This window comes from Streptomyces sp. SID13726 (assembly GCF_010548375.1).
Taxonomy (GTDB): domain Bacteria; phylum Actinomycetota; class Actinomycetes; order Streptomycetales; family Streptomycetaceae; genus Streptomyces.
Genome location: NZ_JAAGLY010000004.1, coordinates 421,802 through 436,422, shown reverse-complemented (window position 1 = coordinate 436,422; position 14,621 = coordinate 421,802). Strand labels below are relative to the sequence as shown.

Here is a 14,621-nt window from a genome sequence, read left to right as displayed (position 1 = left end):
GTCACCGGCGCCCCTTTCGCGTGTTCCACCCCCATGCATCCAGGAAGAAGCAGCCACAGTGTCTGACCCGAACCTGAACGAGGCCGTCGAGCCGGACGAGCTCGTGGAAGACGAGCTCGACATCGTCGAGGGCGCGGACGAGGATCTGGACGAGGTCGAGGCTGCCGACGCCGAGGCGGGCGAGCCCGCCGAGGAATCCGCCCTGCACGTCGAGGACGAGTCCGGCGGTGACGTCGAGGCCGTCGAGGACGAGGGCGAAGAAGAGGTCGAGGAAGAGCCGGCCGAGCCGGTCGACCCCGTCGCCGCCCTGCGCGAGGAGCTGCGGACCCTCCCTGGCGAGTGGTACGTCATCCACACCTACGCCGGTTACGAGAACCGCGTGAAGACCAACCTCGAGCAGCGTGCCGTCTCGCTGAACGTCGAGGACTACATCTTCCAGGCCGAGGTGCCGCAGGAAGAGGTCGTCCAGATCAAGAACGGCGACCGCAAGACGATCCGTCAGAACAAGCTCCCCGGCTACGTCCTGGTGCGCATGGACCTGACGAACGAGTCCTGGGGCGTCGTCCGCAACACCCCCGGCGTCACCGGCTTCGTGGGCAACGCCTACGACCCGTACCCGCTGACCCTGGACGAGATCGTCAAGATGCTCGCCCCGGAGGCCGAGGAGAAGGCCGCCCGCGAGGCCGCCGAGGCCGAGGGCAAGCCGGCGCCGCAGCGCAAGGTCGAGGTCCAGGTGCTGGACTTCGAGGTCGGCGACTCGGTCACCGTCACCGACGGCCCCTTCGCCACCCTCCAGGCCACGATCAACGAGATCAACGCCGACTCCAAGAAGGTCAAGGGTCTCGTCGAGATCTTCGGCCGGGAGACCCCGGTCGAGCTGTCCTTCGACCAGATCCAGAAGAACTAGTTCTTCCCAGAAGGCTTCCGACCAGGTCAGGCGGGCTGTCAAAGCTTGCCTGACCTGCTCGGTTTTTGGCCGCGCATCTATACCCGTTATCGTTGTGCGGTATGCCTGCGTTCGGGTGGCCCCCGGTCACAGGCAGGACCCGAATCGAAAGGACCCGGAGAGCTATGCCTCCCAAGAAGAAGAAGGTCACGGGGCTCATCAAGCTCCAGATCCAGGCCGGCGCGGCCAACCCGGCTCCGCCGGTCGGCCCCGCGCTGGGCCAGCACGGCGTCAACATCATGGAGTTCTGCAAGGCCTACAACGCCGCGACCGAGTCGCAGCGCGGTTGGGTCATCCCGGTGGAGATCACGGTCTACGAGGACCGTTCCTTCACCTTCGTCACCAAGACGCCGCCGGCCGCCAAGATGATCCTCAAGGCCGCTGGTGTGGAGAAGGGCTCCGGCGAGCCGCACAAGACCAAGGTCGCCAAGATCACCCAGGCGCAGGTCCGCGAGATCGCCGAGACCAAGATGCCCGACCTCAACGCCAACGACATCGACGCCGCCGCGAAGATCATCGCCGGTACCGCGCGTTCGATGGGCGTCACGGTCGAGGGCTGACCCTCACCTTCGTAGAACCACCGTGGTAGGGCCTGCTCGGCCCGTACACCACGACTCCTTTCCGAACCACACAGGAGCAGTTGTGAGCAAGCGCAGCAAGGCCCTCCGGGCTGCGGACGAGAAGATCGACCGGGAGAAGCTGTACGCCCCGCTCGAGGCCGTCCGTCTCGCCAAGGAGACCTCCACCTCCAAGTTCGACGGCACCGTCGAGGTCGCCTTCCGTCTGGGTGTCGACCCGCGCAAGGCCGACCAGATGGTCCGTGGCACCGTGAACCTCCCGCACGGCACCGGCAAGACCGCCCGGGTCCTGGTCTTCGCGACCGGTGACCGTGCCGAGGCCGCTCGTGCCGCGGGCGCCGACATCGTCGGCGCCGACGAGCTCATCGACGAGGTGTCGAAGGGCCGTCTGGACTTCGACGCCGTCGTCGCCACCCCGGACCTCATGGGCAAGGTCGGCCGCCTCGGCCGCGTGCTCGGTCCCCGTGGTCTCATGCCGAACCCGAAGACCGGCACCGTCACCCCCGATGTCACCAAGGCTGTCAACGACATCAAGGGCGGCAAGATCGAGTTCCGCGTCGACAAGCACTCGAACCTGCACTTCATCATCGGCAAGACGTCGTTCGACGACACCAAGCTGGTGGAGAACTACGGCGCGGCCCTGGAGGAGATCCTCCGTCTGAAGCCGTCCGCCGCCAAGGGTCGTTACATCAAGAAGGCCGCCATCAGCACCACGATGGGCCCCGGCATTCCGCTCGACTCGAACCGCACGCGCAACCTCCTCGTCGAGGAGGACCCGGCCGCGGTCTGATCCACCGGCCGGTTCACGGGCCCCGCACCTTTCGAGGTGCGGGGCCCGTTCCCGTGTGGGGGCGCCGTGCTCTGGGTTAGCGTGCGAGCAGGGCACTTGCACCAGGGGGACGGATGAAGCGGACGACGGTCTCGGTCACGGCGGCAGTCATACTCTCGGCGCTGACCGGCTGCACCTCCTCCCACTCCGAACGCCCCGAGGACGGACGGACCGCCTCGGCGCCCGCCTCCCTCGCGGCCCTGCGCACCGCCGAGCGCTCCACCGAGCGGGCCGACACCGCCCGGGTGCGCTCCAGCACGGAGATGGGCACCCAGCTCTCCCTCACCGCCGACGGCGTCATCGCCTGGCGCGACGGCCTCTCCGGCGCCCTGACCATCGAGTACACCGGCGGCACCGCCGCGGAGACCATGCACGGTCTCGGCGTGACCTCGATGCAGGCCCGCTATCTGTCGGACGCCTACTACGCGCACATGGGCGACCGTTTCGCCGCCAAGCTGGGCGGCAAGCACTGGCTCAAGTACGCCTACGACGACCTCAAGTCCCTCGGCGGCGGCGCCGACCTCGCCGCCCAGATGCGCTCCACCACCCCGAACCAGTCGGTGAAACTGCTGCTGGACTCCGAGGACGTGCGCGAGATCGGCGAGGAGACCGTGGACGGCCAGAGCACCACGCACTACTCCGGCACGGTCCGCGTGGAGGACGTCACCGACACCGGACTGCGCGGCCGGCTCCGGGACGCGGGCGTCACCGGCGAGACCGTCGACATCTGGGTCAACGAGAAGAACCTGCTGGTCAAGAAGGTCGAGAAGACCAGCACCGCGAACGGCCGGGTGACCCAGACCGCGCACTACAGCGACTACGGCGTCGAGGTCGACGTACAGGAGCCGCCGGCCGCCGACACCGCCGACTTCAAGGCGCTCCTGTCCCAGCCGAGCGCCGCTCCCTCCTGAGCCCCGCTCAATTCGTGAGCCCGCTCCCGTCACTCTCGGCTAGGCTCACGGTCTTGCTGTGAATCGGCCATGTGTTCCCGGGGGGAATCAATGGGTATTTCTGTACGACGTTCCGCGCGCACTCGCACGATCGGTGCCGCTCTCGCCGCCGTGGCCCTCGCCGCGGGTGCGGTGAGCTGTTCCAAGGGGGGCGACGAGTCGCCGAAGATGACGCCGGCGGCCGCGGTCGCCAAGGCGGCGAAGAACACGGAGGAGATCACCTCCTTCCGCTACCGCATGAAGGGCGAGATGCCCGAGGCGGGGAACATCGAGGCCGAGGCCTCCATGCGCACCAAGCCCGACATCGCGATGAGCATGAAGATGACCGCGGCCACGGAGGGCTCCGCGGAGATCCGGCTCGTCGACAAGGCCATGTACATCGGGGGCAACCCCGAGCTGGCCAAGGAGATGGACGGCAAGAAGTGGATGAAGTTCGACCTGTCCTCGCTCGGCAAGGACGCGGGCCTCGGCGCCACCGCGCCCGGCGCCGGCCAAGCCGACCAGAACCCGGCCTCCATGTCCTCCTTCCTCAACGGCGCCAAGGACGTGAAGAAGGTCGGCACCGAGACCGTCGAGGGGGTCAAGACGACCCACTACTCGGGCGACGTCACGCTGGCCGAGCTCAAGGCCTCCTTCAAGGACGCCGACAAGGCGGTCCGCGAGCAGCGTGAGAAGAGCACCGAGCAGTTCGAGAAGCTGGGCCTGGACAAGTTCACGATGGACATGTGGGTCGACGGCGAGGACCACGCCAAGCAGTTCCGCATGCGGGGCGACGCCACCAAGGGCAAGTTCGACATGACCTTCACCTTCCTCGACTACAACAAGCCCGTGACCGTCGAGGCGCCGCCCGCCGCCGAGACCGCCGACCTGGCCGAGATGATGAAGGAACTCCAGAGCAGCTGAGCGTCGTAGGACCGGATTTGCTTGACAGGGATCCGGTCACGTACGCTCCTACAGAAGCCAAAGACCGCTGGTCGTTGCCGTGTGCTCGTGAGAGGGCGCGGCGGCCGAAGGATCCGCTGAGTAACGCGGACGACCCGCGCAGGTGACTGTGGAAGTTGCTCCTGGAGCTCGCTGCCTCACGGCGGCGAATACCGGTCGAGCTACGCCCCGTGCGCCTGCGCCGGGGCGTTTCGTCTGTCGCAGCCCCTTCTGAGCGGTCCTCATCACCCGGAAGGAGGCCGACGCTCTATGGCAAGGCCCGACAAGGCTGCCGCGGTAGCCGAGCTGACGGAGCAGTTCCGCAGCTCGAACGCCGCCGTGCTGACCGAGTACCGGGGTCTCACCGTGGCGCAGCTCAAGACGCTGCGTCGTTCGCTCGGTGAAGACGCCCAGTACGCCGTGGTGAAGAACACGCTGACCAAGATCGCGGCCAACGAGGCCGGGATCTCGACGCTCGACGACCTGTTCAATGGTCCGACGGCGGTTGCCTTCATCACCGGTGACCCGGTGACGTCGGCGAAGGGTCTTCGTGACTTCGCCAAGGACAACCCGAACCTCGTCATCAAGGGCGGTGTCCTTGACGGCAAGGCGCTGTCCGCCGACGAGATCAAGAAGCTTGCGGACCTCGAGTCCCGCGAGGTTCTGCTCGCCAAGCTGGCGGGTGCCTTCAAGGGCAAGCAGACTCAGGCTGCTCAGGTCTTCCAGGCGCTCCCGTCGAAGCTCGTCCGCACCGTGGACGCGCTTCGTGCCAAGCAGGACGAGCAGGGCGGTGCCGAGTAACTCGGCTCGCGCATTGATCCACGCCGTCTGAGGCGAGGGTCGTAGCGGGCCGTAAGTACGCCCGCCGTTTCGATACAACCGGCACCAGCCGAATTAGTGGAAGGATCGCCCCTCATGGCGAAGCTCAGCCAGGAAGACCTGCTCGCGCAGTTCGAGGAGATGACCCTCATCGAGCTCTCCGAGTTCGTGAAGGCCTTCGAGGAGAAGTTCGACGTCACCGCCGCCGCGGCCGTCGCCGTCGCGGGCCCGGCCGGTCCGGCCGCCGCCGCCCCGGCCGAGGAGGAGAAGGACGAGTTCGACGTCATCCTCACCGGTGCCGGCGAGAAGAAGATCCAGGTCATCAAGGTCGTGCGTGAGCTGACCTCCCTGGGTCTCAAGGAGGCCAAGGACCTCGTGGACGGCGCCCCGAAGCCCGTTCTCGAGAAGGTCGCCAAGGACGCCGCCGAGAAGGCCGCCGAGTCCCTCAAGGGCGCCGGCGCCTCCGTCGAGGTCAAGTAACACCTCTCACAGGTCCCTTCGGACCTGTAACGCGTAAGCACCGAAGAGCGATCATCCATCCGGGTGGTCGCTCTTCGGCGTTCCTGGAGGCGCGGTCACGGTTGCCTTGCGGCCTCGTTGACGAGGGGTATGGTGATCTTCGTCGTGTCTCCCGGAACCCCAGGTTCGGGCAGGGGGGGCCTTGACGAACCGCACGCAGCGCGCAATTCTCAGGACGCGTCGCCAGAACGGTCCGAATCCGAGGCATGGATCGGCGACGAAGAGGGCAGTATCAACGTGCGTTGAGGGCAGGCATGCCGAGGGCGTAGAGGGCAACGAGGGTTTTTGAAGACCGGACAGAAAAGCGGGGCTGGACATCAGTGCGCCAAGTGGCTACACTGACCCTTTGCGCTGCCTGTTAGCTGTCCCCTGCCCGTCACCAGGGGTCTGCCCTCGCCTCAGCATCGATGACCGGACCATCTCCGACCTGGCCTTTTGGTCGAATCGGAGATACCTGTCTCTGTGCCGCGGATGAGGGGCCGGGGAGCGCGTAGTGAGTCCGAGCCCTCGGAAGGACCCCCTCTTGGCCGCCTCGCGCACTGCCTCGACCGCGAATACGAACAACGGCGCCAGCACCGCCCCGCTGCGCATCTCCTTTGCAAAGATCAAGGAGCCCCTCGAGGTTCCCAACCTGCTCGCGCTGCAGACCGAGAGCTTTGACTGGCTGCTCGGCAACACCGCCTGGCAGAGTCGGGTCGAGGCGGCTCTGGAGTCGGGTCAGGACGTCCCCACCAAGTCCGGTCTGGAGGAGATCTTCGAGGAGATCTCCCCGATCGAGGACTTCTCCGGGTCGATGTCGCTGACGTTCCGCGACCACCGTTTCGAGCCGCCGAAGAACAGCATCGACGAGTGCAAGGACCGCGACTTCACGTACGCGGCCCCGCTCTTCGTGACGGCCGAGTTCACCAACAACGAGACCGGCGAGATCAAGTCCCAGACGGTCTTCATGGGCGACTTCCCGCTCATGACCCACAAGGGCACCTTCGTCATCAACGGCACCGAGCGTGTCGTGGTGTCGCAGCTGGTCCGCTCGCCGGGTGTCTACTTCGACTCCTCCATCGACAAGACGTCCGACAAGGACATCTTCTCGGCCAAGATCATCCCGTCCCGGGGTGCCTGGCTGGAGATGGAGATCGACAAGCGCGACATGGTCGGTGTCCGCATCGACCGCAAGCGCAAGCAGTCCGTGACCGTTCTGCTCAAGGCTCTCGGCTGGACCACCGAGCAGATCCTCGAGGAGTTCGGCGAGTACGAGTCGATGCGCGCCACCCTGGAGAAGGACCACACCCAGGGCCAGGACGACGCGCTGCTCGACATCTACCGCAAGCTGCGTCCGGGCGAGCCCCCCACGCGTGAGGCCGCGCAGACGCTTCTCGAGAACCTGTACTTCAACCCGAAGCGCTACGACCTCGCCAAGGTCGGCCGCTACAAGGTCAACAAGAAGCTGGGTGCGGAGGCTCCGCTCGACGCGGGCATCCTGACCGTCGAGGACATCATCTCGACGATCAAGTACCTGGTGAAGCTGCACGCGGGCGAGACCGAGACGGTCGGCGACAGCGGCACGAACATCGTCGTCGAGACCGACGACATCGACCACTTCGGCAACCGTCGTCTGCGCAGTGTCGGCGAGCTCATCCAGAACCAGGTCCGTACGGGTCTGGCGCGTATGGAGCGAGTCGTCCGCGAGCGCATGACGACCCAGGACGTCGAGGCGATCACGCCGCAGACCCTGATCAACATCCGGCCGGTCGTCGCCTCCATCAAGGAGTTCTTCGGCACCAGCCAGCTGTCGCAGTTCATGGACCAGAACAACCCGCTGTCGGGTCTCACCCACAAGCGCCGTCTGTCGGCTCTTGGCCCGGGTGGTCTCTCCCGTGAGCGGGCCGGCTTCGAGGTCCGTGACGTGCACCCGTCCCACTACGGCCGCATGTGCCCGATCGAGACGCCCGAAGGCCCGAACATCGGTCTGATCGGTTCGCTCGCCTCCTACGGCCGCGTCAACGCGTTCGGCTTCGTGGAGACGCCGTACCGCAAGGTCGTCGAGGGTGTCGTCTCCGACGAGGTCGACTACCTGACGGCCGACGAGGAGGACCGCTTCGTCATCGCGCAGGCCAACGCCACGCTCGACGACGGCATGCGCTTCACCGAGAACCGCGTCCTGGTCCGCCGTCGTGGCGGCGAGGTCGACTACGTCCCCGGTGACGACGTCGACTACATGGACGTCTCGCCGCGCCAGATGGTGTCGGTCGCGACCGCCATGATCCCCTTCCTGGAGCACGACGACGCCAACCGTGCCCTCATGGGCGCGAACATGATGCGTCAGGCCGTGCCGCTCATCAAGAGCGAGGCCCCGCTCGTCGGCACCGGCATGGAGTACCGCTCCGCCGTCGACGCCGGTGACGTGGTCAAGGCCGAGAAGCCGGGTGTGGTCCAGGAGGTCTCCGCGGACTACATCACCACCGCCAACGACGACGGCACGTACATCACGTACCGCCTGGCCAAGTTCGCCCGCTCCAACCAGGGCACCTCGGTCAACCAGAAGGTCATCATCGACGAGGGCGACCGCGTCATCGAGGGCCAGGTCCTCGCCGACGGCGCGGCCACCGAGAACGGCGAGATGGCGCTCGGCAAGAACCTGCTCGTGGCGTTCATGCCGTGGGAGGGTCACAACTACGAGGACGCGATCATCCTGTCGCAGCGCCTCGTGCAGGACGACGTCCTCTCCTCGATCCACATCGAGGAGCACGAGGTCGACGCCCGTGACACCAAGCTCGGCCCCGAGGAGATCACCCGGGACATCCCGAACGTCTCCGAGGAGGTCCTCGCCGACCTCGACGAGCGCGGCATCATCCGTATCGGTGCCGAGGTCATCGCCGGTGACATCCTCGTCGGCAAGGTCACGCCCAAGGGTGAGACCGAGCTGACGCCGGAGGAGCGCCTGCTGCGCGCGATCTTCGGTGAGAAGGCCCGTGAGGTCCGTGACACCTCGCTGAAGGTGCCGCACGGCGAGACCGGCAAGGTCATCGGCGTCCGCGTCTTCGACCGCGAGGAGGGCGACGAGCTTCCCCCCGGTGTCAACCAGCTGGTGCGCGTGTACGTCGCGCAGAAGCGAAAGATCACCGACGGTGACAAGCTCGCCGGCCGGCACGGCAACAAGGGCGTCATCTCGAAGATCCTGCCGATCGAGGACATGCCGTTCCTGGAGGACGGCACCCCGGTCGACATCATCCTCAACCCGCTGGGTGTGCCGTCCCGAATGAACCCGGGACAGGTCCTGGAGATCCACCTCGGCTGGCTCGCCAGCCGCGGCTGGGACGTCTCCGGTCTCGGCGAGGAGTGGGCGCAGCGTCTTCAGGTGATCGGCGCCGACCAGGTCGCGCCGGGCACCAACGTCGCCACCCCGGTCTTCGACGGTGCGCGTGAGGACGAGCTCGCGGGTCTGCTGAACCACACCATCCCGAACCGCGACGGCGAGCGCATGGTGCAGCCGACCGGCAAGGCGAGGCTGTTCGACGGCCGCTCCGGCGAGCCGTTCCCGGACCCGATCTCGATCGGGTACATGTACATCCTCAAGCTCCACCACCTGGTCGACGACAAGCTGCACGCCCGTTCGACCGGTCCGTACTCGATGATCACTCAGCAGCCGCTGGGTGGTAAGGCCCAGTTCGGTGGCCAGCGGTTCGGCGAGATGGAGGTGTGGGCGCTGGAGGCTTACGGCGCCGCGTACGCCCTCCAGGAGCTGCTGACCATCAAGTCCGACGACGTCACCGGCCGCGTGAAGGTCTACGAGGCCATCGTCAAGGGCGAGAACATCCCCGAGCCCGGCATCCCCGAGTCCTTCAAGGTGCTCATCAAGGAGATGCAGTCCCTGTGCCTCAACGTGGAGGTGCTGTCCTCGGACGGCATGTCCATCGAGATGCGCGACACCGACGAGGACGTCTTCCGCGCGGCGGAAGAGCTCGGCATCGACCTGTCCCGGCGCGAGCCGAGCAGCGTCGAAGAGGTCTGACGGGAGTCCGGCCGGAGGACCTGGTGAGGAACCTCCGGCCGGCCCCGGGACCCCCGTTTCAGACCCCAAGACTTACAACCCTGAGAGGGATTGACGCATAGTGCTCGACGTCAACTTCTTCGACGAGCTCCGGATCGGTCTGGCCACCGCTGACGACATCCGTCAGTGGAGCCACGGCGAGGTCAAGAAGCCCGAGACCATCAACTACCGCACCCTCAAGCCCGAAAAGGACGGACTCTTCTGCGAGAAGATCTTCGGTCCGACCCGGGACTGGGAGTGCTACTGCGGCAAGTACAAGCGCGTCCGCTTCAAGGGCATCATCTGTGAGCGCTGCGGCGTCGAGGTCACTCGCGCCAAGGTGCGTCGTGAGCGGATGGGCCACATCGAGCTGGCCGCTCCCGTCACCCACATCTGGTACTTCAAGGGCGTTCCGTCGCGCCTTGGCTACCTGCTCGACCTTGCCCCCAAGGACCTCGAGAAGGTCATCTACTTCGCGGCGTACATGATCACGTACGTCGACGAGGAGCGCCGTACCCGCGACCTGCCCTCCCTGGAGGCGCACGTCTCCGTGGAGCGCCAGCAGGTCGAGAACCGCCGTGACTCCGACCTGGAGGCCCGCGCCAAGAAGCTGGAAAGCGACCTGGCCGAGCTGGAGGCCGAGGGTGCCAAGGCCGACGTGCGCCGCAAGGTGCGCGAGGGTGCCGAGCGCGAGATGAAGCAGCTGCGCGACCGTGCGCAGCGCGAGATCGACCGCCTCGACGAGGTGTGGACCCGGTTCAAGAACCTCAAGGTCCAGGACCTCGAGGGTGACGAGCTGCTCTACCGCGAGCTGCGGGACCGCTTCGGCACCTACTTCGACGGCTCGATGGGTGCCGCGGCGCTGCAGAAGCGCCTGGAGTCCTTCGACCTCGACGAGGAGGCCGAGAAGCTCCGCGAGATCATCCGTACCGGCAAGGGCCAGAAGAAGACCCGTGCGCTCAAGCGCCTCAAGGTCGTCTCCGCGTTCCTGCAGACCAGCAACAGCCCCAAGGGCATGGTGCTCGACTGCGTGCCGGTCATCCCGCCGGACCTCCGCCCGATGGTGCAGCTGGACGGTGGCCGCTTCGCGACCTCCGACCTGAACGACCTGTACCGCCGAGTGATCAACCGCAACAACCGCCTGAAGCGCCTTCTCGACCTCGGTGCCCCCGAGATCATCGTGAACAACGAGAAGCGCATGCTCCAGGAGGCCGTCGACGCGCTCTTCGACAACGGCCGTCGTGGTCGCCCGGTCACGGGCCCCGGCAACCGTCCGCTGAAGTCGCTGTCCGACATGCTCAAGGGCAAGCAGGGCCGCTTCCGTCAGAACCTGCTCGGCAAGCGTGTGGACTACTCCGCGCGTTCCGTGATCGTCGTCGGTCCGCAGCTCAAGCTGCACCAGTGCGGTCTGCCGAAGGCCATGGCGCTGGAGCTCTTCAAGCCGTTCGTGATGAAGCGCCTGGTCGACCTGAACCACGCGCAGAACATCAAGAGCGCCAAGCGCATGGTGGAGCGCGGCCGCACGGTCGTGTACGACGTCCTCGAAGAGGTCATCGCCGAGCACCCGGTTCTCCTGAACCGTGCGCCCACGCTGCACCGACTCGGCATCCAGGCCTTCGAGCCGCAGCTGGTCGAGGGCAAGGCCATCCAGATCCACCCGCTCGTCTGCACCGCGTTCAACGCGGACTTCGACGGCGACCAGATGGCCGTACACCTGCCGCTCTCCGCGGAGGCGCAGGCCGAGGCCCGCATCCTGATGCTGTCCTCGAACAACATCCTCAAGCCCGCCGACGGTCGTCCGGTGACGATGCCGACCCAGGACATGGTCCTCGGTCTGTTCTTCCTCACCACCGACGGCGAACTGCGTGACACCAAGGGCGAGGGCCGGTCCTTCGGCTCCACGGCCGAGGCGATCATGGCGTTCGACGCCGGTGAGCTGGCGCTCCAGTCGCAGGTCGACATCCGCTTCCCGGTGGGCACCATCCCGCCGCGTGGCTGGACTCCGCCGGCCGTCGAGGAGGGCGACCCGGAGTACCAGGTCGGGGACACCTTCCGGCTGCGTACGACCCTGGGCCGCGCGCTCTTCAACGAGCTGCTGCCCGAGGACTACCCGTTCGTCGACTACTCGGTGGGCAAGAAGCAGCTCTCCGAGATCGTCAACGACCTGGCCGAGCGCTACCCCAAGGTCATCGTGGCGGCGACGCTCGACAACCTGAAGGCGGCCGGCTTCTTCTGGGCGACCCGTTCCGGTGTCACCGTGGCCATCTCCGACGTCGTCGTTCCCGAGGCGAAGAAGGAGATCGTCAAGGGCTACGAGGCGCTGGACGAGAAGGTCCAGAAGCAGTACGAGCGCGGTCTGATCACCAAGGAAGAGCGCACTCAGGAGCTCATCGCGATCTGGACCAAGGCGACCAACGAGGTCGCCGAGGCGATGAACGAGAACTTCCCCAAGACGAACCCCATCTTCATGATGGTTGACTCGGGTGCCCGAGGAAACATGATGCAGATGCGTCAGATCGCCGGTATGCGTGGTCTGGTGTCGAACGCCAAGAACGAGACGATCCCGCGTCCCATCAAGGCGTCCTTCCGTGAGGGCCTGTCCGTGCTGGAGTACTTCATCTCCACGCACGGTGCCCGTAAGGGTCTGGCCGACACCGCCCTGCGTACCGCCGACTCGGGTTACCTGACCCGTCGTCTGGTGGACGTCTCGCAGGACGTGATCATCCGCGAGGAGGACTGCGGCACCGAGCGCGGTCTCAAGCTCGCGATCGCGGAGATCGGCGCGGACGGCGTGCTGCGCAAGGCCGACAACGTCGAGACCAGCGTGTACGCCCGTGCGCTGGCCGAGGACATCACCGTCGACGGCAAGGTGCTGGCCCCGGCCAACACCGACCTCGGCGACGTCCTCATCGACGAGCTGGTCAAGCACGGTGTCTCCGAGGTCAAGACCCGCTCGGTCCTGACCTGCGAGTCCGCCGTCGGCACCTGCGCCATGTGCTACGGCCGCTCGCTGGCCACCGGCAAGCTGGTCGACATCGGTGAGGCGGTCGGCATCATCGCCGCCCAGTCCATCGGTGAGCCCGGCACCCAGCTGACGATGCGTACCTTCCACACCGGTGGTGTGGCCGGTGACGACATCACGCAGGGTCTGCCGCGTGTCGTCGAGCTCTTCGAGGCCCGTACCCCGAAGGGTGTCGCCCCGATCTCCGAGGCGGACGGCCGTGTCCGCATCGAGGAGACCGAGAAGACCAAGAAGATCGTCATCACGCCGGACGACGGCAGCGACGAGACGGCGTTCCCGATCTCGAAGCGTGCCCGGCTCCTCGTCAGCGAGGGCGAGCACGTCTCGGTGGGCCAGAAGCTCACCGTGGGTGCCACCAACCCGCACGACGTGCTGCGCATCCTGGGTCAGCGTGCCGTCCAGGTCCACCTGGTCGGCGAGGTCCAGAAGGTCTACAACTCGCAGGGTGTGTCGATCCACGACAAGCACATCGAGATCATCATCCGGCAGATGCTGCGCCGCGTGACGATCATCGAGTCCGGCGACGCCGAGCTGCTGCCCGGCGAGCTGGTCGAGCGCTCGAAGTTCGAGACCGAGAACCGTCGTGTGGTCCAGGAGGGCGGTCACCCGGCCTCCGGTCGTCCGCAGCTCATGGGTATCACCAAGGCCTCGCTGGCCACGGAGTCCTGGCTGTCGGCGGCGTCCTTCCAGGAGACGACGAGGGTCCTGACGGACGCGGCGATCAACGCCAAGTCCGACAGCCTCATCGGCCTCAAGGAGAACGTCATCATCGGTAAGCTCATCCCGGCCGGTACGGGTCTGTCCCGCTACCGCAACATCCGGGTCGAGCCGACCGAGGAGGCCAAGGCCGCGATGTACTCGGCCGTCGGCTACGACGACATCGACTACTCGCCCTTCGGGACGGGGTCTGGGCAGGCTGTGCCGCTGGAGGATTACGACTATGGGCCGTACAACCAGTAGGCGGGTTGCTTGAGTCGGAGGGCGGTCACCTTTGGGGTGGCCGCCCTTCGGCGTGTCATCGCCGGCGTTCCACGAAGGCCTGGAGGTGATGCATCCGCGTATGGACATCAGGGTGCGAGTCGAGCAGCCGCATCATCACGCCCTCCGGTGCGGTCTGCCGGGATTCCATCCGGTCGTGCTCCGCACGCAGCACCTCCAGCAGATGCGCGGCGAATCCGAGACCCGCGGCATGTTCGTCCGCGCGCAGCTCGGCGCGCCGGGAGACGGCAGCGACCAGGTACGGCGTGGCCAGCGGGAGAAAGATCAGGCCGTACGTCGCGGTCGCCAGTGCGAGGACGACAACGGCCGCGACCACGATCGCGACAGTCGCCGCGCCCGCGGAGAGCCGTTTGACCCGCGAGGCGAGCCGCAGCAGCAGACGCCAGGCGATCCGGGCGGGCAACGCGTACCAGAGGGCGAGCAGCGATGCCCACGCGTGCCCCCGGGCGTGGTGGCCGAGCTCATGGGCGAGCACGCTGCCGAGCTGGACGGGGGTGAGGGTCGCCAGCGAGTGGCTGGTCACGCTGACGATGTGGCCGGCCGCCGCCAGGGCGTTGACGTCGTCGCTGTTCTCTATCCACAGCTGGTAGCCGTTCGCGTCGACTCCGGCGCGCCCCGCCACCTCCCGCCAGACGGGGCGCAGTTTCCGCTCCTCCTCCGGGGCGGGGTAGCGCAGCCGGAAGAGCCACCGGGCCAGAAGACGTTCGCAGGGCCGGCTGAAGACCAGGGCCCCGCTGAGCACCCAGCAGCCGAACGGGAGCCACCAGGGGATGCCGCTCACGAGGCCGATGACGTACGACACCAGGAAGACGACGGCCAGACTGGCGAGCCCGTGGGGGAGGTGGAGCGCCAGATGGCCGAGGGCGGTGATGTCCGCGCCGCGGCGGCGGGTGGATATGTGGACGCGGCCGGAGCGGAACAGCGGTACCTCGTCCGCGTTCCGGGCTTTCTCGGGTTCCTCTGGTTCCTTGGGTTCGGAGGGCAGGGACATGGCGCTTCCTTCCGGTGGGG

Annotated in this window: 10 protein-coding genes; 9 read left to right on the top strand and 1 reads right to left on the bottom strand. The window is 66.8% G+C overall.

Going from position 1 to position 14,621, the window contains the following annotated elements; genetic code table 11:
• The first annotated feature begins 58 nt into the window (after positions 1 to 58).
• The 9 genes from nusG to G3I78_RS13195 all read left to right on the top strand — a co-directional run bounded on the left by nusG (position 59) and on the right by G3I78_RS13195 (position 13,571).
• Positions 59 to 907: a transcription termination/antitermination protein NusG gene (gene nusG, locus G3I78_RS13235; protein WP_164423785.1), complete on the top strand. Its 849-nt coding sequence runs from the start codon at positions 59 to 61 to the stop codon at positions 905 to 907.
• 164 nt (positions 908 to 1,071) lie between these two features.
• Entirely contained in the window at positions 1,072 to 1,506 is a 435-nt protein-coding gene (gene rplK / locus G3I78_RS13230) for a 50S ribosomal protein L11 (protein ID WP_164423783.1), read from the top strand.
• Positions 1,507 to 1,588: 82 nt separating this feature from the next.
• Entirely contained in the window at positions 1,589 to 2,314 is a 726-nt protein-coding gene (rplA, locus tag G3I78_RS13225) for a 50S ribosomal protein L1 (protein WP_007384045.1), read from the top strand.
• 113 nt (positions 2,315 to 2,427) lie between these two features.
• Entirely contained in the window at positions 2,428 to 3,264 is an 837-nt protein-coding gene (locus G3I78_RS13220; RefSeq protein ID WP_164423781.1) for a hypothetical protein, read from the top strand.
• A 90-nt stretch (positions 3,265 to 3,354) separates the two neighbouring features.
• On the top strand, positions 3,355 to 4,206 hold the full coding sequence (locus G3I78_RS13215; protein WP_164423779.1) for an LppX_LprAFG lipoprotein: 852 nt from the start codon (positions 3,355 to 3,357) through the stop codon (positions 4,204 to 4,206).
• A 288-nt stretch (positions 4,207 to 4,494) separates the two neighbouring features.
• The gene (rplJ, locus tag G3I78_RS13210) at positions 4,495 to 5,025 is read left to right on the top strand and encodes a 50S ribosomal protein L10 (RefSeq protein WP_007384048.1); all 531 of its coding nucleotides are present in this window, start codon (positions 4,495 to 4,497) and stop codon (positions 5,023 to 5,025) included.
• A gap of 114 nt (positions 5,026 to 5,139) precedes the next feature.
• Positions 5,140 to 5,523: a 50S ribosomal protein L7/L12 gene (gene rplL / locus G3I78_RS13205; RefSeq protein ID WP_164423777.1), complete on the top strand. Its 384-nt coding sequence runs from the start codon at positions 5,140 to 5,142 to the stop codon at positions 5,521 to 5,523.
• Between the two features lie 562 nt (positions 5,524 to 6,085).
• Complete coding sequence (gene rpoB, locus G3I78_RS13200; protein WP_164423775.1) at positions 6,086 to 9,571, top strand: DNA-directed RNA polymerase subunit beta; 3,486 nt, start codon at positions 6,086 to 6,088, stop codon at positions 9,569 to 9,571.
• 100 nt (positions 9,572 to 9,671) lie between these two features.
• Positions 9,672 to 13,571: a DNA-directed RNA polymerase subunit beta' gene (locus G3I78_RS13195; RefSeq protein WP_164423773.1), complete on the top strand. Its 3,900-nt coding sequence runs from the start codon at positions 9,672 to 9,674 to the stop codon at positions 13,569 to 13,571.
• A gap of 55 nt (positions 13,572 to 13,626) precedes the next feature.
• On the opposite strand, the gene G3I78_RS13190 is transcribed toward G3I78_RS13195, so the two are convergent.
• Positions 13,627 to 14,601: a M48 family metalloprotease gene (locus tag G3I78_RS13190; RefSeq protein WP_164423771.1), complete on the bottom strand. Its 975-nt coding sequence runs from the start codon at positions 14,599 to 14,601 to the stop codon at positions 13,627 to 13,629.
• Between the last annotated feature and the right edge of the window lie 20 nt (positions 14,602 to 14,621).

Bases quoted from the DNA above. Each gene is read 5' to 3' on its own strand.
- G3I78_RS13220 (WP_164423781.1), top strand. From the start codon at position 2,428: ATGAAGCGGACGACGGTCTCGGTCACGGCGGCAGTCATACTCTCGGCG.
- rplK (WP_164423783.1), top strand. From the start codon at position 1,072: ATGCCTCCCAAGAAGAAGAAGGTCACGGGGCTCATCAAGCTCCAGATC.
- G3I78_RS13215 (WP_164423779.1), top strand. From the start codon at position 3,355: ATGGGTATTTCTGTACGACGTTCCGCGCGCACTCGCACGATCGGTGCC.
- rplJ (WP_007384048.1), top strand. From the start codon at position 4,495: ATGGCAAGGCCCGACAAGGCTGCCGCGGTAGCCGAGCTGACGGAGCAG.
- G3I78_RS13190 (WP_164423771.1), bottom strand. From the start codon at position 14,601: ATGTCCCTGCCCTCCGAACCCAAGGAACCAGAGGAACCCGAGAAAGCC.
- rplL (WP_164423777.1), top strand. From the start codon at position 5,140: ATGGCGAAGCTCAGCCAGGAAGACCTGCTCGCGCAGTTCGAGGAGATG.